This is a genomic window from Thermanaerothrix solaris (assembly GCF_032334255.1).
Lineage (GTDB): Bacteria > Chloroflexota > Anaerolineae > Anaerolineales > Anaerolineaceae > Thermanaerothrix > Thermanaerothrix solaris.
Genome location: NZ_JAUHMF010000001.1, coordinates 1,239,547 through 1,259,542, shown reverse-complemented (window position 1 = coordinate 1,259,542; position 19,996 = coordinate 1,239,547). Strand labels below are relative to the sequence as shown.

The following is a 19,996-nucleotide window of genomic DNA, read 5'->3' as shown; positions in this document are numbered from 1 at the left end:
AAGGCACTTATACAAAAAAAAAACGACCAACTACCTTGACAAGGCAGGTATCCTCCTGTAATTTTATGCCACGCGTTGCGTGTAGAAAAAGAACAGGAAAGGAGGGAGGATGCTGGTTATTGTCCTATCTGGATTTTTCTCTGCGGCGTTAATTCCAGTGTTATACCGTCGTTTTCAGGCCCATAGTGGGTGGCTCATTGCTCTGTTACCGCTGGGATGGTTGGGTTATTTCTTGACCCAAGCACCAACTATCTTGATTCAGGGGCAGGTGATTGAGGAGCGATACGCCTGGGTACCCTCTCTGGGGGTTGATCTGGCGTTTCGCTTGGATGGGCTAGCGCTTTTATTTGCCCTTTTGGTCACCGGAATCGGTGCGTTGGTCATTATCTACGGCGGTGGTTATCTGGCTGGGCATCCTTACCAGGGACGTTTTTTCATCATCATCACCCTGTTCATGGTCTCCATGTTGGGGATTGTGCTCAGTGACCATCTGGTTCTTCTTTTTGTCTTCTGGGAGTTGACCAGCATCACGTCTTTCCTCTTAATCGGCTTTGATCATCAGCGCTACACCTCGCGTGCGGCAGCGTGGCAAGCCTTATTAGTCACCGCCGGAGGTGGTCTGGCCCTCTTGGCCGGATTGGTGCTTTTAAGCCAGATGGCCGGGAGTGGAATGATAAGCGTCATCAATCAAAATGGCGCAGTAGTCCGTTCCAGCCCACTCTATACCAGTGCTTTGCTTCTGATATTGATCGGAGCGTTCACCAAATCGGCTCAATTTCCCTTTCATTTCTGGCTCCCCAATGCGATGGCGGCACCAACCCCGGTGAGTGCGTATCTCCATTCGGCTACCATGGTCAAGGCGGGGGTATTTTTACTGGCACGCCTCACCCCGGTTCTAGCCGGAACACCGCTCTGGTCAACCCTAGTGAGCGGTGTGGGCTTTGTAACGATGTTGACCGGCGCATTATTGGCCGTAGGCCAACGTGATCTCAAGCGTTTGCTGGCGTACACGACCGTTGGTGCACTGGGAACAATGACCTTACTACTGGGGTTAGGCACCGATTTAGCGGTCAAGGGGGCGATACTCTATATCCTGGCGCATGCATTCTATAAAGGGGCGTTATTTCTGGTGGCAGGTGCGGTGGATCACAGTGCGGGCACCCGTGATGTTGAACGCCTGGGGGGCTTGGCACCCGTTCTGCCATGGGTAACGCTGGCAGCAGCCCTGGCCGGAATTTCCATGGCCGGGTTACCGCCGGCATTGGGGTTTGTGGCCAAAGAGGTTTTCTATGAAGCCCTGGCGGAAGGCACTTGGCTCTCTGTGTTGCCTTTGGGCGGGGCGATCCTGGCCGGGGCGTTGACCTTTGTGGTGGCGGGGCTGGTCGCGGTGGGGCCGTTTTGGAAACGTCAACGTGATCTCCCTCATGAGCCACATACAGTTTCACTTGCGTTCTGGCTGGGGCCGCTGGTGTTGAGTACATTGGGACTCCTGGGCGGTTTATTTCCGAATCTATTCGCCGGCCCAATGGTTCAGAGCGCGGCGCAGAGCGTTCTCCAACACTCACTGAAGGTCAAATTGGTGCTCTGGCATGGCTTAACGCCGGTGTTTGGACTGAGCCTGCTTACTATGCTTCTTGGAGGGTTGGGTTGGGCCGGTTATCGCTGGCTCTGGCAGGGTGGGTGGCTTTGGCAGGTTCTCGCCCCTTTTGGGCCAGCCCGGATATATGAGTATCTCTTTCACGGCATGCGTCGCTTTGCGGCCTGGCAGACACGCTTAATTCAGAACGGCTATCTGCGTCTCTACGTGATGGCGGTTATCCTTACCACCGTCGGGCTCACCGGTTTTACATTACTCAGCCGGTTGACCTGGTTGGGTGTTGGGGGGTGGGGAGAAATTCGCTTTTATGAAGGGGCCATTGTGGCATTAATGATTGCTGCGGCTGTGGTCATCCCCCGTTTACGTTCCCGCTTGGCTACGGTAGCCACCATGGGGATGATTGGGTATGGATTGGTGGCGGTTTACCTGATTTATTCCGCCCCTGACCTGGCGATGGTGCAGTTCGCCATCGAGACGCTGGTGGTCATCCTTTTTGTACTGGTGGTTTACCGTTTGCCCAAATTTACTCGCTTGGCCCCTTCTCCGACCCGTTTCCTAGACTTATTGGTGGCAATCGGGGGTGGGTTCTTAATGACCGCCATTATCTTGATTGTGACTGCGCGTCCCCTGGTGCCCCATATTTCTGATTATTTTGCTCAAAACAGCCTGTCTCTGGCCAACGGTCGAAACGTGGTCAATGTAATCCTGGTGGATTTTCGCGGCTTGGATACGTTGGGTGAGATTACCGTGCTTGCCCTGGCTGGAATTGGGGTCTATGCCCTGGTGCGTTTGACGTTGGGGCATTTGGCGGTTCATTTTGAGGGGTTAAACGAAGAAGAGGAAGAGGTGGTGCATGAAAGGACGCTCTGAGATTTTATCCGTTGCCACGCGTTATTTAATGCCCTTGCTCATTGTATTCTCGGTTTTCCTGCTCTTGCGCGGACACAATGAGATTGGGGGTGGTTTTGTTGGTGGCTTGGTGGCAGCCGTGGCGATTGTGCTCTATATGATCGCGGAGGGGGTGGCCGCCGCCCGTGAATTGCTCCGCGTTGAGCCGCGGGTGTTGATCGCCGCAGGGTTGTTGGTCGCCTTGAGCAGTGCTATGGTGGCTTGGTTGGTGGGGCAACCGTTCATGACCGGACTGTGGTGGAAGCAAGCATTACCGGTAGTTGGCAAGGTGGGCACACCGTTGATCTTCGATATCGGGGTTTATTTGACGGTGATGGGAACTACGCTGCTGATTTTATTTACCCTAGCGGAGGATTGAGATGATACTGGCCCTAGCCTTGTTGGTGGGAGTTCTATTTACCGTTTCGCTCTATCTAATGATGCGACGCAATTTGGTCAAGGTGTTGATCGGGCTGATTATTCTCAGCAATGCCATCAACCTGCTGATATTTACCCTGGGGCGCTTGGTGCGTGGGCGCCCACCGCTCATCCCAATGGGAGCCACAGCATTACAACCCCCATATGCAGATCCTTTGCCCCAAGCCTTGATCCTGACGGCAATCGTGATCAGTTTTGGCGTTACGGCATTTGCCATCACCTTAATGCGCCAGGTCTATCAGACCTTGGGCACCAGTGATCTAAATCAGTTACGGGATACGGATATTCAACCCCGTTATCACCCCGATCATTATCATGAAGACGACGAGGTGGAGGAACATTGATGGCAGACTACTTGGTGCTTTCGCCCCTCGTTTTACCGCTGTTTCTTGCTATCCTGACCTTGCTTGCCTGGCATAAACTGGTTTGGCAACGGGTTATCGCAGTCTCTGGAAGTGCTCTACTCTTGGGGTGTGGTTTGGCGTTGCTTGGACTGGTGGAGCGAGAGGGAATTCAGGTTGTACAGGTCGGGAACTGGCCACCCCCTTATGGTATCTCATTGGTGGTGGATCGTCTTAGTGCGCTGATGGTGACCGTAGCGAGCGGTCTGGCTTTGCTAATTGCCATTTTCTCGCTTGGTAGCATGGATGAAGCACGACTGCGCTTTGGATTTTACCCCTTGTTTTTTGTCCTTCTTATGGGGGTGTGCGGGGCATTCATCACCGGCGATATCTTCAACCTCTATGTGTGGTTCGAGGTCATGCTTATGGCCTCGTTTGTGCTGATTGCGTTGGGAGGCGAGCGGGCGCAACTGGAAGGGGCGCTGAAATATGTGATCTTGAATCTTCTCTCTTCGGCATTGTTTCTCACTGCGACCGCGGTGCTGTATAGCCTGACCGGCACGCTGAACATGGCGGATCTTTCCATCCGTCTGCGCGCTACCATTGCGCCGGATCTGGTGACCACCGTTGCGGTTATGTATATGGTGGCTTTCAGCATTAAAGCTGCGGTCTTTCCCCTCTTTTTCTGGTTACCGGCGTCTTACCATACGCCCCCGGTAACGGTAACGGCCTTGTTCTCAGGATTGTTGACCAAGGTAGGGGTGTATGCGTTGGTGCGGGTATTCACGTTGCTCTTCCTGGCCGATGTCGCGTTTACGCATACACTGCTACTGGTGTTGGGGGGCTTGACCATGGTAACCGGCGTGTTGGGAGCTGCCGCGCAATATGATATCCGTCGCCTTCTCTCCTTCCACATTATCAGTCAGATTGGATATCTCTTGATGGGATTAGGGCTTTTCAGCCAATCCTCATTAGCGGCTACCCTGTATTTTATGGTGCATGTAATTATGGCTAAAGCCGTGCTGTTTCTGGTTGCTGAGGTGATGTATCGCCTGGGGGGGACGTTTGACTTGCGCCACTTGGGAGGGTTATACCGAGCATATCCTTGGTTGGCGCTGGGGTTTCTCATGCCAGCCCTCTCGCTGGCCGGCATCCCGCCCCTCTCGGGCTTTTTTGGCAAATTGGCCTTGGTCCAAGCAGGTTTGGCCCAGGGACAAGGGGTGATCGTGGGCGTTTCACTGGGCGTGAGCCTGCTCACGCTGTTCTCTATGACTAAGATTTGGCAGGAAGCCTTTTGGAAGCCCGCCGAGAGTGCGTTGAGGCCCCTTTCCGGGTCGTGGGGACAGCGTTTCGCGCTGATAGCGCCAATAGTGGTGATGGGGCTGATCACCATCGGGTTGGGCCTTTGGGCAGAGCCCCTATATGCGTTTGCACTGCGCGCCGCGGCGCAGTTACTGGATCCAGGTACCTATGTTGCCGCCGTAATGGGAGGTATGCCGTGAATTTGCTCTTGCTCAATGTCCTGCTGGCGCTGGCTTGGGCAGCCCTGATGGGGCAGTTTGATGTGCCCACGTTGGTTTTTGGTTTCATTTTGGGCTACTTTGCCCTCTGGTTAACGGCGCGCCAAATCGGACCAAATTATTTCCGCAAGATGCCACTGGCTCTTTTGTTTCTGGGATTTTACTTGCGGGAATTAGTGCTGGCGAACTTGCGCGTGGCGCGGATCGTGCTTTCACGCGATCCCAAAAAGCATTTACGTCCCGCTATTGTGGCTGTGCCATTGTCATTACGCACTCGCTCGGCGGCAGTCTTTTTGGCCAATATGCTTACCCTGACTCCGGGAACACTTTCGGTGGATATTTCGAACGATTTAAGGACTCTCTTCTTACATACGCTGTTCCTTGAAAGCCCCGAGGTAATCCGCCGCGAAGTTAAAGAAGGTTACGAGCGTCGAATCAAGGAGTTGTTTGAAACATGAGCCTTACCCTGGTTGCAATACTTATCCTTTCCGTTTTAACTGCGGGGATGATTCTGACGTTCATTCGCCTATTCCGCGGTCCTAGCCTTCCAGATCGGATAGTGGCTTTGGATTTGATGGTAACTCTGTTGATCGGGATTATTGCCACGTACGCCATTTTGAACGATCAGGCTGCCTTTTTAGATGTGGCCATCATCCTGGCTTTGGTCTCGTTCTTGGGGACGGTAGCCTTTGCGTACTACATTGAGCGGAGGGTGTGATGGCGCGCGAGATTTTAGTGGATGCACTTATGATTGGAGGGGCAGCGTTCATGTTCCTAGCCAGTTTGGGCGTATTGCGTATGCCGGATTTGTATACCCGCATGTCGGCCACATCCAAAGCGGCGACCCTGGGCAGTGGTCTGGTGATGCTGGCGGCGGCGGTTTATTTCAACGAGTTTAGCATTGCGGTGCGGGTTCTGGCTATCATTGTGTTTCTATTGCTCACCGTGCCCGTGGCCGCCCATATGATTGGCCGGGCGGCCTATTTTGACGGTGTGCCGTTGTGGGAAGGCACTGTACTGGATGAGTTGCGTGGACATTACAGCCGCGTAGATCACCGTCTGGATAGCGAGGTTGTTCCACCGGTGGAAGCAGTGATTCCAGAAGGCGAAGAGGGTGACGATTTTACTGCTTGACCTCTGGCTCGAGGTCAGATGCTGAAGAGGACGTGTTCTTTAAGAAATGCCTCGACGGTTTGGAGATAATCCGTCAGGGTTTCGGCTTTTCGAAAGCCGTGTCCCTCTCCGGGGTAGAGGCGGTAAATACAGGGAATACCCCGCCGTCGCAGAGCCTCGACAATGGTTTCTGACTGATTGGGAGGTACCACCCGGTCCTCAGCCCCTTGAAATACAGCCAAGGGGCGTTGAATTTGGGTAGCATAATAAATAGGGGAACGCTCACGATAGATTTGAGCAGCTTGAGGTAGGGGGCCTACCAGGGTATCGGTGTAGTGGGATTCGAACTTATGTGTTTCCATGGCCAAGGTAAATGGATTGCTGACCCCGTAGAGGCAAAGGCCGGCACGGTAGCGTTCGGGGTAACGCGCAAGCACGTTCAGCACTGTGTAACCGCCCGCACTGCTGCCTCGGATAACCAGTCGTTTTCCATCTGCCAGGCCTTGTTCTTCCAAAAGGTTGGCTAACGCGACGGCATCTTCGACATCGCTCACCCCCCAACGTCCGCGAAGTGCGTCCTGGTACGTGCGTCCATACCCGCTGCTGCCACGGTAATTAAGTTCTACCCAGGCGTAGCCGCGGGAGGTGAAGTAAGCAATTTCTGGGTTGTAGCGCACATAGGCCACCGAGGTAGGGCCACCGTGGACATTGACAATGGCTGGGGGCAACCCTTCACCCCGCACATGTGGATGGGTGGGCGGGTAATACCAGGCATGGACGATTAGACCATCTTCCGCTTGCCAGGATAGGTGCTGAGGGCGAGGAAGGTACTCCGGCGGGAGGTGTTCACTATCACTGTGAGCGACGATATGCCATCGCTCGCCATCCCAGCGTAGGATGCGGTCGGGAATATCGGGGGCGGAGGCGAGCACGGCCAGTTCATCGCGTCGCGGGGAGACAGCCAATTGGGCTAGCCAGGTATAGGGGGCAGTATCTATGGGGTGGGATTGTCCCTGGTCAATGTCTACCCACCACAGGGTTGCCTGCCCCCCGTAATTGCGCAGGTAGTAGAGGCGTTGCCCATTAGGACTCCATCCCACCGAACGCATCCCTTGCACCCAAGCGGGATAACGCAGAAGAACGCCATCCCCTTCAACCAAGATGCGGCGCTGGCGTGTTTGTAGATCGAGCAGGATCAACTGATCCCAATCACCCTGATTAATGATGTAGGTCAAGAAGCGTCCATCCGGTGAAAACAGTGGATGGGTAACCGTAAGACTGCCATCGCCAGCCAGGGGTTCCTCGCTGATTAAGTGCGGGGGAGTGCCTTCAAGGGTGCCGATTTTCAGCCAGGTCGCTTCCCAGGGCATGTTGGGGTGATACCACTCGATCCAGGCCAGCATTTGCCCGCTAGGATGCCAGGCGGGTTGCATGTAGAAATCCGCTCCTTGAACCAGTTTCATCGGCCACAAATGGCCTTCTCGATCTACTAACGCCAGCAGGTCGGTCTGATGATCCGTCCAAATGTAGACCACCCACTGCCCATCTGGAGAAATCACCGGTGAAGCCGCAAAACCGAAGGCGGGTGTGAGGGGTTGAGGTGCTTGGTGATGTAACCCACAGCGATAAAGGCAGCCTTGTTTCTCGGTGAAGATGATTTGATCCTTCCAAACGGTAAACTCGCCGCCTCCATAGCCCACACCGCCACGTACCCATTGTTCTATCGTCAGGTCACGGGGTGCACCACCGATAGGCGCTGAGACCAGCACGCCTTGGCCATTGGGACGGCCTTCTACCCAGATAAGGTGCTGACCATCCCCGCTCCATTCCACATCATCAAAGCGTAAACGATAGGCCAGGAAGGCGCTGTTGATCGGGCTGGGCCACAGGCCAAACGGTTGGGTAGAGGAAGGAGCGCTCATAATGCCTTCACCAAAAGAGGGTGCTTTAGAGATCAAAATGAGGCGAGAAGATTTCCAATAGTCTAGGGTAAGGCTGGTAACCGTTAATGCGCCCACGGGGCTCGCCGTTTTGAAATAGAATGACCGTGGGCACACTAAGAATCTGAAAGCGAAATGCCAAGTCAGGATTTTCGTCCACATCAACCTTATAGCACTGGACACGGTTACCGAGCATTTCGGCCAGTTTATGCAGTTCTGGTTCTAAGCGGCGGCAAGGGCCACACCAAACAGCACTGAATTCAACCAGGACAGGGAGAGGTGAGGATAAGACTTTTGATTCGAAGTCATTTTCGTGGATTAGAGGAAAGGAGTCGTTCATTCTAATATTTGCTCCACACGAATTAGGAATAACGTCTTCAAGTATAGCCGATTCTCCTCACCCTGGGCAGGATTTGTGGATATAATATGAGCAATTCCTTGTCAATACAACCTGTTCGGCTCGTATAAAAACTATTCAGGAAGGAGAAAAAGGCATGATCGTCACCACCAAGAAATTATTTGAAGCCGCTTATGGCAAGTACGCAATCGGGGCTTATAACATCAATAACCTGGAACAAGCGATGGGGCTGTTCCGCGGTAACATCGAAAGCCAAGCGCCGTTTATCATCCAAATTAGTAAGGGAGCACGGTCTTATACCCATAAGTCTATGCTCGAGGCCATTATTCGTGCCGCGGATGTCCTTTTCCCCGAAGCCATTTTTGCTGTACATCTGGATCACGGCGATGAAGAAACCTGCTATGATGCGATCAACAGTGGATTTTATTCCTCAGTGATGATAGACGCCAGCCACGAGGATTTTGAGACCAATGTGGCCATTACCCGACGTGTGGTCGAGGCCGCTCATGCCAAGGGCGTGGTGGTAGAGGCAGAATTGGGGCAGTTGGGGGGTGTTGAGGAACATGTGGCGGTGGATGAAGCCGGGGCAAAATTAACCGATCCCGATAAGGCCAAAGAATTTGTTGAACGGACCGGGTGTGACTCGCTGGCGGTAGCGATTGGTACCAGCCACGGGGCGTACAAGTTCTCGGGGGCACAGACTCTGCGCTTTGATGTCCTGGCCGAGATTCAGAAGCGCTTACCCGGCTTCCCCTTGGTGTTGCACGGTGCCAGTTCGATTCCTCAGGAGGAAGTTGAGCGGATTAACGCGGCGGGTGGCAACCTCAAAGGCGCCAAGGGGGTGGATGAGGATCTTTTCAAACGCGCGGCGGAATTAGGGGTTACTAAAGTCAATATTGATACCGATGGGCGCTTGGTGTGGGTCCGCGTGCATCGCGAATACCTGAAAGAACACCCTGAAGCGGTGGATTTTCGTCCCATCGGTAAGATTTTTATGGCCGAGTATGCTAAGATGATTGCTCACAAGAACGAAAAACTTGGCAGTGCTGGCAAGTTGCCGGAAATTCGCAAAATGTTAGGTTTAGCATAGCCCGGTGTTAATGACGAATGAGAGACCCCATGGCAGACTAATAAGCCATGGGGTCTCTCATTATAGGGGGGTGTTACGCCAGGGTTAAGGACTTGAATGCTTCAACTTGAGACCGAATGGCACGCTCAACCGGCAGGCGTTCGATGCTGGATGCACCGAAGAAGCCCACCACACCGGGCATGCGTTTCAGGGCTACACCCACGTTATCCGGTTCGTCAAATGGGCCACCGTGGCAGATCACCATAATGTCCTTGCGCACTTTGCGCCCAGCCTCGGCCATGCGCATTGTGCGATCAATAGCCTCATCCAGGCTTAGAGCCACTCCGGCGCCAATGCTCCCTGAGGTGGTTAGGCCAACGTGCGCCACCAAGATGTCGGCCCCAACCTCAGCCATGGCCTTGGCTTGATCTTCATCAAAGACGTAAGGCGAGGTGAAGAGGTCCATTTCGTGGGCCAGTTTGATCATGGCGATTTCTTTATCATAGCCCATGCCGGTGGCTTCCAGGTTGGCGCGGAAGTTGCCGTCAATCAGCCCCACGGTGGGGAAATTCTGCACGCCGGAAAAGCCAATCTCCTTCAGTTGCTTGAGGAAGACCGGCATCAGACGGAACGGATCGGTACCGCAGACACCGGCCAGCACCGGGGTATTCTTGACCACAGGGAGCACCTCCGAAGCCATCTCGACCACAATGGCGTTGGCGTCACCGTAGGGCATCAACCCGGCCAATGAACCGCGCCCAGCCATGCGGTAGCGCCCGGAGTTATAGATGATGATCAGGTCGGCCCCACCGGCCTCAGCGAACTTGGCTGATATTCCGGTGCCGGCACCACAGCCCACTATGGGGCGCCCGGCTTTAACTTGGGCCTCTAAACGGTTTAGGATTTCTTGACGTGTGAAAGCCATACTAACATCCCTCCCTTCGCATTAGTGATTTATTGAGATTGTTTGCGCAGCATCTCAAGCAAGGTTTCGGCGACCTTGCCGGAGAATTCAGGGTCGTTAATGTTGTAGTCCAACTCAATATAAGGAATATCGGGGCGCAGATTGCGCTTGATGGCATCGAAGCAAGCACGATCGGCCTCGGGATCCCAGAAGGCGCCACCGGGGCTATCCAACATTGAGACACCCTTGAGTGGGATCAACACCGCTACCGGACCTTTGGATTCATTGGCGGCACGGGCTATCATCTCCCCAATTTTGATGTTTTCTTCCACGTTGGTGCGGAGTAAGGTGACGTTGGGATTCCACTGGTAGAGTTTACGGTTGCGGTACTTCTCAGGAACGGTATCCATTCCCCAGAAGTTAGCCATATCCACGCAGCCGGGCACCAACACGGTCGGAATACCGGCGCGTGCCGCTGCCAGACAACGTTCTGGCCCGGCGCTGAGGACGCCACCGCAGACTTCATCGGCCAATTCGGTGGTGGTAATATCCAGGGAGCCCACGGCGTAGCCATCTGTGATCAGGGATTCCATCACCCGCCCACCGGTACCAGTGGCGTGGAAGACCAGCACCTCGTACCCTGCGGCTTCGAGGATGCCTTTGGCATGATTGACGGCGGGGGTGGTATTCCCAAACATTGAGGCTACAATGATGGGCTTTGCTTCGGCTGCGGAGGGGCGTTCCATCTTGACCATCCCGGCGATGGCACCGGCAGCGTTAGCATAAATGACGCGGCTAATGCGATTGAGTCCGGCCACATCTACAATGGATGGCATAAAGGTAATGTCTTTAGTGCCGGCGTAGGCTGAAACATCCCCACCACCAACGGTAGAAACCATCACCTTGGGCACGCCGATAGGCAAAGCGCGCATGGCAGTTGTCGCAATGGAGGTGCCGCCGCTACCCCCCATGCTGATGATGCCGTCCAATTTCCCTTCGTCGTACAGGCGGCGCACCACGACGGCCAGACCCTCGGCCATGATGCGCATGGCTTCGTCCTTGTGCTCACCAGTGGCAAGATAGGCAATATCTCCACCGCCAGCTTGGGCCACCTCCGCACGGGTAATATCGGGCGGGAAGGCCGGTTCGCCCATGACACCGAAGTCTATGACCAGGGTATTCACCCCCTCCCGTTCAATCAATTCTTTTAGAAAGGCAAAATCTGCGCCTTTGGTGTCTAAAGCACCTGCAATCACAACGGTCTTAGTCATAGAATACCTCCTTTTGCTGAATGGTTTTAGAAGATGGAATTGTTAGGTTGGTGCCAGTTATGGCAGTTCACCGGGTGGTAGGATGCGGCAATCGGGAAGTTCGCGCAGGGCGATCTCAGGGCCAGGAGGGGCATAAATGGCAATAAGTTTGAGGGTTTCCCAGCCAGTGTTGAGGGTGCTATGGTTGACGCCCTCGGGAATAAAGACCATCATCCCCGGTCTTAATTCCATGGATTCGTCTGCGACGGTTTGCCGCCCATAGCCGGAAATGACGTAGAGGATTTCCTCCGGTCCCGGATGATTGTGAGTCATGTGACCCTTGCCGGGGGCTAATAAGACGACCCCTGCACTAAATTTCTGTGCACCAGTTACATTGGGGGCGCTCATCCATTTGAGCAATCCCCAGTCAAAGGCTTGAGTTTCAACCTCCTCAGGAGAGACAAAGTACTTGCTCATTCTTCCTCCCTTCTAGTCTTTTACCTCTTTGGGAAACGTAAGCCAGATATTGAACACACCCAAGCAGACACCGAAAATAGCCATGAGTGATGCCCAAATGCCTGCCCACACGGTGTTCCAAGGCGCAGCAATGATATTGGGATAAGATCCACTAAAATAGACCCCTAAACACATTGTAATGCCGTTAAAGAAGGCCAAAGATCCCTCCTGAAAGACTTTTGCCCAGCGCATCGAGTAGACCATAAAGCCCACGCCAGCCGAGAGGATAATCCCCATACTCTAACTGCTAAGAAAAGATCGAGCAGAATGCCTGCTAACCAACCCTTTATAATTCACCCGCGCTTGCTACAATTTATTATAGGGAGATTTGAAAACCGATACAATCAAGATCGGTTCGTGGCCTTTCCCTTAGTGTCTCTTAACCCATGCTATAATCATCCCAAAGGATGACTGATGCTTGATCCGGGTGTTTTGAGCAACTTTATCCTGATTCTGACGGGCTTCGCGGCGGCTTTTGTAGCTGCGCTATGGTTGAGCCTGATCTTTTGGACCTATCGTGATATTCGCCAACGTACCCGTGATCCCCTGGTGCATATTCTGGCCACACTGGTAGCAGCGGTGCTGTTCCTACCCGGGGTGTTGATCTACCTAATCTTGCGCCCCTCTCACACCTTAGAAGAAGAGTACCAGCGCAGCCTTGAGGAAGAGGCGCTCCTTCAAACCATTGAAGAGACACCTCAATGCCCGGGGTGTGGCCGTAAGGTGATGCTGGATTGGGTGGTGTGCCCGAGTTGCTATACCCGCTTGCGCAAGCGCTGTCATCAATGCGGGCGCTTAATGGAACTGGCCTGGAATATTTGCCCATATTGTGGCACAGCGGTTCCGGGGGCGCGGCGTGAAAATATCACCCTGGATGAAGCGTTACAGACTACGCTGATAAATGAAGAACCGCCCTCTGTTGAATCCTCCTCTTAGTCTTTGGCATCGTTATAATTGTTGACACCATGCGCTACACCTTGTTTGTTCAACCTATTGATTATCTGGTCATTGGTCACGTTACCCAGGACCTGACCCCAAATGGACCGGTACTGGGGGGTACGGCGGCCTATGCGGCTCTGACCGCGCGGGCTATGGGGTTGCGCGTTGGGGTGGTGACCTCATGTCACCCGGAAACCGACCTGAGCCTGCTCAGTGAGGTGCAGGTCATGGCCTGGCCAGCAGATCATACTACAACGTTTGAAAACCTACCCGGGGTACATGGTCGAGAACAGATTCTGCACCACGTTGCTGCGCCTTTGCAATTGAACATGATACCAGAGGCCTGGCGGAAGACACCCATCGTTCACTTGGCACCGGTCGCGCAAGAGGTTGATCCCAAACTGGTGCGTTCCTTTCCCGAGTCGTTTATCGGCTTGACACCGCAGGGTTGGCTACGGGCGTGGGATTCCCGAGGGCGGGTGCATTTTACCGAATGGCCGGAAGCCCGCTATGTGCTCGAAGCTGCTAATGCGGCGGTATTAAGCGTGGAAGATGTGGCAGGGAACGAGATAATCATTGAGGAGATGTTGGCATCAATCCGGGTGTTGGTGGTGACCGAGGGCGCGGCGGGGGCGCGCTTATACTGGAACGGCGATTTGCGTTATTTTCGTCCCCCCATGGTGCAAGAAGTGGATCCAACCGGGGCCGGTGATGTGTTCGCGGCGGCCTTTTTTATTCGTTTGCATCAAACCCACGATCCCTGGGAAGCCGCGCGCTACGCGACCCAACTGGCGGCAATCTCAGTAACACGACCGGGGCTTCTAGGGGTCCCCACGCCTGCTGAAGCCCAGGAGAAACTTATTGAAATTATTCCCTAAAACTGGGTAAGTGTCATGGGACGAGTGTATACATTTGTCAATCAGAAGGGTGGGGTGGGTAAAACAACCTCTGCAATCTCGCTTGGGGCGTATTTAGGTTATTATGGGCAGCGGGTGTTATTGGTGGATTTGGACCCCCAAGCCAATGCCACGTCTTCGTTGGGAATTGATAAACGCACTGTGCGCAGTGGAATTTATGAAACTCTATTGGGGCTTCAACCCGCGGGAGCGAATATCCTGCACAATCCGCGTTTTAAACTCTCCATCCTACCCTCTTCACCGGCACTGGCTGGTGCAGAGGTTGAGTTAATCGAGGTTGCCAGGCGGGAATATCGTTTGAGCCAGGCACTACAGCCTCTAATTGAACGTTATGATTACATTCTGATAGATTGTCCTCCCTCATTGGGTTTGCTGACGATCAACGGCATTGTGGCTGCCCACGATGGCGTCATTATCCCGGTGCAATGTGAGTATTTAGCGCTGGAAGGGCTGGGACAATTGATGCAAACCATTCAGCGGGTGCGAACTTCGATTTTTCCGGATCTCAGCGTACGTGGTGTGATCTTGACCATGTTTGATGGGCGCACGCGCCTGGCCCTCGACGTGGTTAATGAAGTGCGGCGTTTCTTTCCCACCCAGGTATTTCAAACCATCATCCCGCGGAGTATCCGTCTAGCCGAAGCACCCTCATATGGCATGCCGATCTCAGTCTATGCTCCTGAGTCGAGCGCGGCCAAAGCCTATGCTGCGCTTGCGCGCGAATTGCTCCAAGGAGATGGGCTAACGATCCCCGTATTTGATACCCAACAGGGGTTGGCATGACACGCAAAGGTGGTTTAGGCAAAGGACTCGAAGCCTTGATCCCCGGTGGAAGTGGGACGCCTGCGGAGGGTGGGGTAACTTATGTGCCTGTTGACCAGATTGTTCCCAACCCACATCAGCCGCGAAGTAAGATAGAGGCCGAGGGGTTAGAAGATCTGGCGGCGTCCATCCGCGAGCATGGAATATTGCAACCCCTCTTGGTCAGCCCGGAGGGAGATGGGCGGTATACCTTAATCGCTGGTGAACGCCGCTGGCGGGCGGCCCGTCAGGCTGGCCTGGAGATGGTACCGGTGCTGATACGACCGACCAGTGATGCTCAACGCCTAGCGTTGGCTTTGATCGAAAATCTCCAACGCGCAGACCTCAGCCCGCTAGAAACGGCTGAAGCATATCGTCAACTGCATGAGGACTTTGGACTTTCCCATGAAGATATAGCCCATCAGGTTGGCAAAAGCCGAGCGGCGGTAACCAATACCTTGCGATTACTCAAACTACCCTTGTCTGTCCGGGCAGCCCTGGCTGAGGGGAAAATCAGCGAAGGTCATGCCCGGGCGCTCTTAGGGCTTCCCACCGCTCAGGCGCAAGAAGCGGTTTTAGCCGTGGTGATGCGCCAAAATCTCAGTGTGCGCCAGACAGAAGCGTTAGTGCAACGTTATCAAGGGCAGCGTTCAGCATCTAAGGCGCGTTCTGGAGCTCCTCCGGAGGTGCGGGATTTAGAAGCGCGCCTGGAAGAGCGCCTAGGGACGCGGGTGGCATTGCAGCGGGGAAAGAAAGGGGGGCGTTTGATCATTCGCTTCTACTCGGATGAGGAATTAGAGACATTGTTAAAGATCTTATTGGGCTGAGGTAAAGGGTATGCTGATCCTGCACAACGCCCGTGTTTTTACTCTCGATCCACAACAACCCGTAGCAACTGCCCTGGCGATTGAACAGGATCGAATTGTGGCCATAGGTCGTGAGACTGACATTTTGGCATTATCTCGACCGGGCACAACGGTTCAAAATTTGGACGGGAAGATTATCCTGCCAGGGTTAACCGATGCGCATATTCATTTGCAGCATCTGGCGCTTAGTTTGCAGCGGGTGGACTGTGCTACGGCGACTCGGGCAGAATGTTTGAGACGGGTGGCCGAACGTGTCACTCAGACCCCACCTGGCCAATGGATTTTAGGGCACGGCTGGAACCAAAACGAATGGCCCGAAGGGTTTGGCTCAGCCCAGGATTTAGATGCTATTGCCCCTCAACACCCGGTTTTTCTCACTGCCAAGTCACTTCATGCGGCGTGGGTCAATTCAACGGCGTTACGCTTAGCCGGAATTGGGCCCGATACCCCTGATCCTAGCGAGGGGCGGATTCAACGCGATGCTCAAGGGCATCCCACGGGTATCTTATTTGAGGCGGCGGTAGATCTGGTGCAACGTTGCATCCCTCAGCCGGAGGTGGAGGATGTTGCCAGGGCAATTCGAGCGGCTCTGCCAATCCTCTGGCAGATGGGCTTAACCGGCGTTCATGATTTTGATCAGCGCACATGTTTTATGGCGTTGCAAAGACTGCGTGGCGAAGGTGAATTGAAATTGCGTGTGCTCAAGAGTCTCCCGCTTGACGCACTGGATGAGGCGGTTGTGCTTGGAGTTGGGAGCGGTTTTGGGGACGCCTGGTTGCGCATCGGAGGGGTTAAACTTTTTGCCGATGGGGCGTTAGGGCCACAAACGGCAGCCATGTTTGAGCCTTATCTTGGACGAGAAGACTATGGCCTGTTGTTCTTGGAGGCAGAGCAGGTATTTGAAATTGGGCGTAAGGCGGGAGAGGTTGGCTTAAGCTTGGCGGTGCATGCAATCGGTGACCGTGCGAATGCGGAGGTACTCACCGGTTTAGAACAGTTACGCCAATGGGAACATGACACTGGAAAGCCTCACCTGCGCCACCGGATTGAGCACGTTCAGATTTTGCGTCCCCAAGATATCGGGCGATTGGCCCAAGCCAATGTCACCGCTTCAGTGCAACCCATACATGCAACCTCGGATATGGAAATGGCCGACCGCTATTGGGGTGAACGATCACGTTATGCATATGCTTACCGCACCTTGCTTGGCCAAGGAACGCGGCTGGCATTCGGTTCGGATGCGCCAGTGGAATCGCCCAACCCGTTTTGGGGAATTCATGCGGCAGTAACCCGCCGGCGTCTGGATGGGACACCCGGCCCGGAAGGTTGGTATCCTCAAGAGCGAGTTACCGTTCAACAAGCGATTGAAGCCTACACCCTTGGTGCAGCCTATGCAGCCGGATTGGAAAATTGTCTCGGAAGCCTACGGTCAGGTTATTACGCAGATTTGATTGTTCTGGATCGGAACCCATGGGAAATGCCAGCCGAAGATCTGCACCAATTACACCCAGTTGCGACCATGGTGGGGGGAGAGTGGGTATGGCAGACGGAAGAGATGTGAATTCGATACCCCCAATCCTTAAACCTGAATTATTGGTGCCTCGTTTAGGGGATTACCTGGTTGAGCGCGGCTTTCTCTCGCAAGATGATTTGGACGCTGTACTGGATTACCAGGCAAAATTACGCGAACAGGGGCGAGAGGTACCCCTGTTAGGGCAATTGTTAGTTGAATTGGGCAAAATCAGCCAGACCCTTTTAGATCATGCGATTACCGAGTATGTGCTTCAATTGCGCACTGCCCTTGAAGAAAGCAATGCCCAACTCGAACAGCGGGTGCAACAGCGCACGGCAGAACTAGAGCGGGCGCTACAAAAACTCTCCGAACTCAACCAGTTGAAGGCCAATTTTGTAGCCAATATCTCGCATGAGTTGCGCACGCCCCTTACGCATTTGAAGGGCTATCATGAACTTCTACTCTCAGGTGATCTAGGGCCGCTGAATCAAGAACAGCATCGAGCTTTGCTCACTATGGAGAAGGCGATTGCCCGCTTGGAACGCTTGATTGAAGACCTGATCTTGTTCTCGACGACGGAACGAGGAAATTTACCGGTTCGAATTGAACCGTTTGATCTTTGCAATTTGTGTCACAAGATTATCGAGCAGGTATCCCCTCGTGCTCGTGATCATCACTTGGACCTGGAATTGAGATGCCCCACAAACGGGGAGTTATTAGTTTATGGTGATTGGGAAAAAATTGGTTGGGTTGTTCATCAATTACTGGATAATGCCGTCAAATTTACTCCGGCCGGCGGGCATATTACCTTGGCCATCGAATTGATGAATGAACACGTGGAAGTAAGCGTTACCGATACCGGGATTGGGATTCCGGCAAATCGCTTGCAGGAACTGTTTGAACCTTTTCATCAGTTAGATAGTTCTCCCACCCGTCGCTATGGAGGGACAGGACTGGGGCTTTCACTCGCTCAAAAGATCATCGAGGCCCACGATTCTGTAATTTCAGTGGCTTCTGAATTAGGGCGTGGAAGTCGGTTTTCATTTCTCTTGCGGCGTGTGTTCTCTAATGAGGAGGTGAAGAGCAATTATGAAGGTGGGTGATATTCCCCAAGTATTACCAGTTGAAGCACTTTTTGCTCTAAGTCGTATATTGGGGCAAGCATCTTCTTGGCGGAAGGTGATGGATGAGGCCATTCAGGTGGTACGTCCCCATTTTGTGTTTGATAATCTGGTGGTGTACTTGCTGGATCCGGTTACCTTGAATCTTGAGGTCGGCTTTGCTCGCGCAACCGGACGTGGAAAATCTGCTGAAGCCGATGTGGCTTGGGGGGAAGCGCTGAGCAATCAGGTGGTGGAACAGCGGCAGTTAATCCTTCAAGAACCAGCCGACACCATCGAAGATCGCTTACAACGTCCCTATATGTTGGGTGTACCTCTCCAAGTGGGGGAAACACTGCTTGGGGCACTGATTTGGATCCGCTTTGGTGGCCCGCCCTTTGATTCGGTAGCGTTTCCATTTGTGGAGTTTTTCGGCCAGCAGTTGGCACAGGCCATTTTACGGGAACGGTTAGCACACGAGATTTCACGCCTGGAAATTCAATACAGCGGTTTGCAAGCCCAGGAAGATTTTATCTCGGCGCTTTCGCATGAATTTCGCACCCCATTAGGATTTATCAAAGGATACACCACCACGTTGCTACGCCCGGACGCTACCTGGGATGCCGCTACACAACGTGAATTTCTAAACATTATTGATCAAGAGGCCGATCGCATGCAGGAATTAATTGATAATCTGCTCGATTCGGCACGTTTGCAGACCGGGCGGATCAAGATGAATTTCCAACCAGTGCGATTGGATTCGCTGGTCAGTGATGTGGTGGCACGAATTAGGTTGCGCCATCCCGAACTGGAGGTGAGTGTTCAACTTGATGAACCACTGAGTCCGATATTAGCGGATCCACAACGCCTGGCGCAGGTTTTTGAAAATTTACTTTCTAATGCGGTGAAATATGCACCAGGTTCTCCGGTTTCCATTAAAATTACACCCGATGCCGGAGGTGTTCATCTCGCTTTCGCCGACCGCGGTCCGGGCATTCCCGAAAAATATCGCCAGAAAATCTTTGAACGTTTTTTCCGTGTGCCCGATATACAACCCTCTGTACATGGAACCGGGCTGGGTTTGTACATTTGTAAGCAAATTATCCAGGCGCACTATGGCCAGATTTGGGCGGAATCACAATTGGGACAGGGCACTGTTTTTCATATTTATTTGCCCTGGAAGCCATAGGGGAAGGAGGTGTTGGGCTTAAATGGGCACAAAAATCTTGGTTGTGGATGATGAGCAACGTTATCGTCATCTCTTGCGCGTTAACCTTGAAGCGGAAGGCTATGAGGTTTATGTTGCGCGTGATGGCACAGAAGCGATTGAGCAGGTGACGAGTAAACAACCTGATCTGGTGATCCTGGATGTGATGATGCCGGGCATGGATGGCTTTACTACTTGCGAACGCATCCGCCAATTCTCAGATGTTCCGGTGATCATTTTGACAGCCAAAGGGGAAGAACAAGATAGGGTCAAAGGGCTGAACGTGGGGGCAGATGACTATGTGGTGAAACCCTTCTCGGCGATGGAGTTGGTGGCGCGAGTGCGGGCGGTGCTAAGGCGCGCCAAGACCTCCCAGCAAGAGGTAAGCAAACGTTATTTTGTGCATAAGGACTTAAAGATCGATCTGGCACGAGCAGAAGTGTGGAAGGGCGATCGGCCGGTGTTTCTTTCAGCAACGGAATATCGGCTGCTTATCCATTTTGCCCAACACGCAGGGGTGGTGCTTAGTGCCGAGGAATTGTTATCTGCAGTATGGGGAGATTCGTACCGTGAGGATAAAGAGATCCTCTGGGTGAGTATTGCACGCTTGCGCCAAAAACTCGAGGATGATCCGCATAATCCTCAGCATATTCTTACCCGTCCGGGGTTGGGTTACTTAATGCCGGCAGAGGACTCAAGCGCAATAGGATAGACTGTGG

At 53.4% G+C, this 19,996-nt stretch carries 22 protein-coding genes; 16 read left to right on the top strand and 6 right to left on the bottom strand.

Going from position 1 to position 19,996, the window contains the following annotated elements:
• The first annotated feature begins 109 nt into the window (after positions 1–109).
• The 7 genes from QYE77_RS05845 to mnhG are packed head-to-tail and all read left to right on the top strand — an operon-like array spanning position 110 to position 5,918.
• A complete protein-coding gene (locus tag QYE77_RS05845; protein WP_315624438.1) occupies positions 110–2,467 on the top strand; it encodes a putative monovalent cation/H+ antiporter subunit A in 2,358 nt (785 codons plus the stop codon).
• Positions 2,451–2,864: a Na+/H+ antiporter subunit B gene (locus QYE77_RS05840; protein ID WP_315624437.1), complete on the top strand. Its 414-nt coding sequence runs from the start codon at positions 2,451–2,453 to the stop codon at positions 2,862–2,864. The genes QYE77_RS05845 and QYE77_RS05840 overlap by 17 nt, the downstream gene beginning before the upstream one ends.
• A 1-nt stretch (position 2,865) precedes the next feature.
• The gene (locus tag QYE77_RS05835; RefSeq protein ID WP_315624436.1) at positions 2,866–3,267 is read left to right on the top strand and encodes a Na+/H+ antiporter subunit C; all 402 of its coding nucleotides are present in this window, start codon (positions 2,866–2,868) and stop codon (positions 3,265–3,267) included.
• Positions 3,267–4,766, top strand: coding sequence for a Na+/H+ antiporter subunit D (locus tag QYE77_RS05830; protein WP_315624435.1), 1,500 nt, complete (start codon positions 3,267–3,269; stop codon positions 4,764–4,766). Before QYE77_RS05835 ends, QYE77_RS05830 begins: the two co-directional genes overlap by 1 nt.
• Positions 4,763–5,242 carry a Na+/H+ antiporter subunit E gene (locus QYE77_RS05825; protein ID WP_315624434.1) on the top strand — a complete coding sequence of 160 codons (480 nt, stop codon included), beginning with the start codon at positions 4,763–4,765 and terminating at the stop codon, positions 5,240–5,242. Before QYE77_RS05830 ends, QYE77_RS05825 begins: the two co-directional genes overlap by 4 nt.
• Entirely contained in the window at positions 5,239–5,502 is a 264-nt protein-coding gene (locus QYE77_RS05820; RefSeq protein ID WP_315624433.1) for a monovalent cation/H+ antiporter complex subunit F, read from the top strand. The genes QYE77_RS05825 and QYE77_RS05820 overlap by 4 nt, the downstream gene beginning before the upstream one ends.
• Complete coding sequence (gene mnhG, locus QYE77_RS05815; protein ID WP_315624432.1) at positions 5,502–5,918, top strand: monovalent cation/H(+) antiporter subunit G; 417 nt, start codon at positions 5,502–5,504, stop codon at positions 5,916–5,918. The genes QYE77_RS05820 and mnhG overlap by 1 nt, the downstream gene beginning before the upstream one ends.
• Before the next feature lie 14 nt (positions 5,919–5,932).
• On the opposite strand, the gene QYE77_RS05810 is transcribed toward mnhG, so the two are convergent.
• Together QYE77_RS05810 and QYE77_RS05805 are read right to left on the bottom strand one after the other, a co-directional pair.
• Positions 5,933–7,819: a S9 family peptidase gene (locus tag QYE77_RS05810; RefSeq protein ID WP_315624431.1), complete on the bottom strand. Its 1,887-nt coding sequence runs from the start codon at positions 7,817–7,819 to the stop codon at positions 5,933–5,935.
• A 25-nt stretch (positions 7,820–7,844) separates the two neighbouring features.
• Positions 7,845–8,177, bottom strand: a complete 333-nt coding sequence (locus tag QYE77_RS05805; protein WP_315624430.1) for a thioredoxin family protein — start codon at positions 8,175–8,177, stop codon at positions 7,845–7,847.
• A gap of 154 nt (positions 8,178–8,331) precedes the next feature.
• Here QYE77_RS05805 and QYE77_RS05800 point away from each other — a divergent pair, with 154 nt between their 5' ends.
• Positions 8,332–9,285, top strand: a complete 954-nt coding sequence (locus QYE77_RS05800) for a class II fructose-bisphosphate aldolase (protein ID WP_315624429.1) — start codon at positions 8,332–8,334, stop codon at positions 9,283–9,285.
• 73 nt (positions 9,286–9,358) lie between these two features.
• Here the strand turns inward: QYE77_RS05800 and QYE77_RS05795 are convergent, their stop codons facing one another.
• The 4 genes from QYE77_RS05795 to QYE77_RS05780 are packed head-to-tail and all read right to left on the bottom strand — an operon-like array spanning position 9,359 to position 12,171.
• Entirely contained in the window at positions 9,359–10,189 is an 831-nt protein-coding gene (locus QYE77_RS05795; protein WP_315624428.1) for a phosphoenolpyruvate hydrolase family protein, read from the bottom strand.
• A gap of 29 nt (positions 10,190–10,218) precedes the next feature.
• Complete coding sequence (locus QYE77_RS05790; RefSeq protein WP_315624427.1) at positions 10,219–11,439, bottom strand: Tm-1-like ATP-binding domain-containing protein; 1,221 nt, start codon at positions 11,437–11,439, stop codon at positions 10,219–10,221.
• Between the two features lie 57 nt (positions 11,440–11,496).
• Positions 11,497–11,895: a cupin domain-containing protein gene (locus QYE77_RS05785; RefSeq protein WP_315624426.1), complete on the bottom strand. Its 399-nt coding sequence runs from the start codon at positions 11,893–11,895 to the stop codon at positions 11,497–11,499.
• A 12-nt stretch (positions 11,896–11,907) separates the two neighbouring features.
• On the bottom strand, positions 11,908–12,171 hold the full coding sequence (locus tag QYE77_RS05780; RefSeq protein WP_315624425.1) for a hypothetical protein: 264 nt from the start codon (positions 12,169–12,171) through the stop codon (positions 11,908–11,910).
• Between the two features lie 177 nt (positions 12,172–12,348).
• On the opposite strand from QYE77_RS05780, the gene QYE77_RS05775 reads away from it, so the two are divergent.
• The 8 genes from QYE77_RS05775 to QYE77_RS05740 are packed head-to-tail and all read left to right on the top strand — an operon-like array spanning position 12,349 to position 19,989.
• Positions 12,349–12,870, top strand: a complete 522-nt coding sequence (locus tag QYE77_RS05775) for a zinc ribbon domain-containing protein (RefSeq protein WP_315624424.1) — start codon at positions 12,349–12,351, stop codon at positions 12,868–12,870.
• 29 nt (positions 12,871–12,899) lie between these two features.
• Positions 12,900–13,751: a PfkB family carbohydrate kinase gene (locus QYE77_RS05770; protein ID WP_315624423.1), complete on the top strand. Its 852-nt coding sequence runs from the start codon at positions 12,900–12,902 to the stop codon at positions 13,749–13,751.
• A gap of 15 nt (positions 13,752–13,766) precedes the next feature.
• Positions 13,767–14,573, top strand: a complete 807-nt coding sequence (locus QYE77_RS05765) for a ParA family protein (protein ID WP_315624422.1) — start codon at positions 13,767–13,769, stop codon at positions 14,571–14,573.
• Entirely contained in the window at positions 14,570–15,418 is an 849-nt protein-coding gene (locus QYE77_RS05760; RefSeq protein ID WP_315624421.1) for a ParB/RepB/Spo0J family partition protein, read from the top strand. The genes QYE77_RS05765 and QYE77_RS05760 overlap by 4 nt, the downstream gene beginning before the upstream one ends.
• Before the next feature lie 10 nt (positions 15,419–15,428).
• On the top strand, positions 15,429–17,018 hold the full coding sequence (locus QYE77_RS05755) for an amidohydrolase (RefSeq protein ID WP_315624420.1): 1,590 nt from the start codon (positions 15,429–15,431) through the stop codon (positions 17,016–17,018).
• Positions 16,997–18,073 carry a sensor histidine kinase gene (locus tag QYE77_RS05750; protein ID WP_315624419.1) on the top strand — a complete coding sequence of 359 codons (1,077 nt, stop codon included), beginning with the start codon at positions 16,997–16,999 and terminating at the stop codon, positions 18,071–18,073. The genes QYE77_RS05755 and QYE77_RS05750 overlap by 22 nt, the downstream gene beginning before the upstream one ends.
• Positions 18,060–19,259, top strand: coding sequence for a GAF domain-containing sensor histidine kinase (locus QYE77_RS05745; protein ID WP_315624418.1), 1,200 nt, complete (start codon positions 18,060–18,062; stop codon positions 19,257–19,259). The genes QYE77_RS05750 and QYE77_RS05745 overlap by 14 nt, the downstream gene beginning before the upstream one ends.
• A 22-nt stretch (positions 19,260–19,281) precedes the next feature.
• A complete protein-coding gene (locus QYE77_RS05740; RefSeq protein WP_315624417.1) occupies positions 19,282–19,989 on the top strand; it encodes a response regulator transcription factor in 708 nt (235 codons plus the stop codon).
• Positions 19,990–19,996 lie beyond the last annotated feature (7 nt).

Coding starts and splice junctions, on each gene's coding strand:
- QYE77_RS05760 (WP_315624421.1), top strand. CDS start 14,570: ATGACACGCAAAGGTGGTTTAGGCAAAGGACTCGAAGCCTTGATCCCC.
- QYE77_RS05750 (WP_315624419.1), top strand. CDS start 16,997: ATGGCAGACGGAAGAGATGTGAATTCGATACCCCCAATCCTTAAACCT.
- QYE77_RS05740 (WP_315624417.1), top strand. CDS start 19,282: ATGGGCACAAAAATCTTGGTTGTGGATGATGAGCAACGTTATCGTCAT.
- QYE77_RS05795 (WP_315624428.1), bottom strand. CDS start 10,189: ATGGCTTTCACACGTCAAGAAATCCTAAACCGTTTAGAGGCCCAAGTT.
- QYE77_RS05780 (WP_315624425.1), bottom strand. CDS start 12,171: ATGGGGATTATCCTCTCGGCTGGCGTGGGCTTTATGGTCTACTCGATG.
- QYE77_RS05785 (WP_315624426.1), bottom strand. CDS start 11,895: ATGAGCAAGTACTTTGTCTCTCCTGAGGAGGTTGAAACTCAAGCCTTT.
- QYE77_RS05770 (WP_315624423.1), top strand. CDS start 12,900: ATGCGCTACACCTTGTTTGTTCAACCTATTGATTATCTGGTCATTGGT.
- QYE77_RS05800 (WP_315624429.1), top strand. CDS start 8,332: ATGATCGTCACCACCAAGAAATTATTTGAAGCCGCTTATGGCAAGTAC.
- QYE77_RS05845 (WP_315624438.1), top strand. CDS start 110: ATGCTGGTTATTGTCCTATCTGGATTTTTCTCTGCGGCGTTAATTCCA.
- QYE77_RS05745 (WP_315624418.1), top strand. CDS start 18,060: ATGAAGGTGGGTGATATTCCCCAAGTATTACCAGTTGAAGCACTTTTT.
- QYE77_RS05790 (WP_315624427.1), bottom strand. CDS start 11,439: ATGACTAAGACCGTTGTGATTGCAGGTGCTTTAGACACCAAAGGCGCA.
- QYE77_RS05820 (WP_315624433.1), top strand. CDS start 5,239: ATGAGCCTTACCCTGGTTGCAATACTTATCCTTTCCGTTTTAACTGCG.
- QYE77_RS05755 (WP_315624420.1), top strand. CDS start 15,429: ATGCTGATCCTGCACAACGCCCGTGTTTTTACTCTCGATCCACAACAA.
- QYE77_RS05775 (WP_315624424.1), top strand. CDS start 12,349: ATGCTTGATCCGGGTGTTTTGAGCAACTTTATCCTGATTCTGACGGGC.
- QYE77_RS05835 (WP_315624436.1), top strand. CDS start 2,866: ATGATACTGGCCCTAGCCTTGTTGGTGGGAGTTCTATTTACCGTTTCG.
- QYE77_RS05830 (WP_315624435.1), top strand. CDS start 3,267: ATGGCAGACTACTTGGTGCTTTCGCCCCTCGTTTTACCGCTGTTTCTT.
- QYE77_RS05840 (WP_315624437.1), top strand. CDS start 2,451: ATGAAAGGACGCTCTGAGATTTTATCCGTTGCCACGCGTTATTTAATG.
- QYE77_RS05765 (WP_315624422.1), top strand. CDS start 13,767: ATGGGACGAGTGTATACATTTGTCAATCAGAAGGGTGGGGTGGGTAAA.
- QYE77_RS05805 (WP_315624430.1), bottom strand. CDS start 8,177: ATGAACGACTCCTTTCCTCTAATCCACGAAAATGACTTCGAATCAAAA.
- QYE77_RS05810 (WP_315624431.1), bottom strand. CDS start 7,819: ATGAGCGCTCCTTCCTCTACCCAACCGTTTGGCCTGTGGCCCAGCCCG.
- mnhG (WP_315624432.1), top strand. CDS start 5,502: ATGGCGCGCGAGATTTTAGTGGATGCACTTATGATTGGAGGGGCAGCG.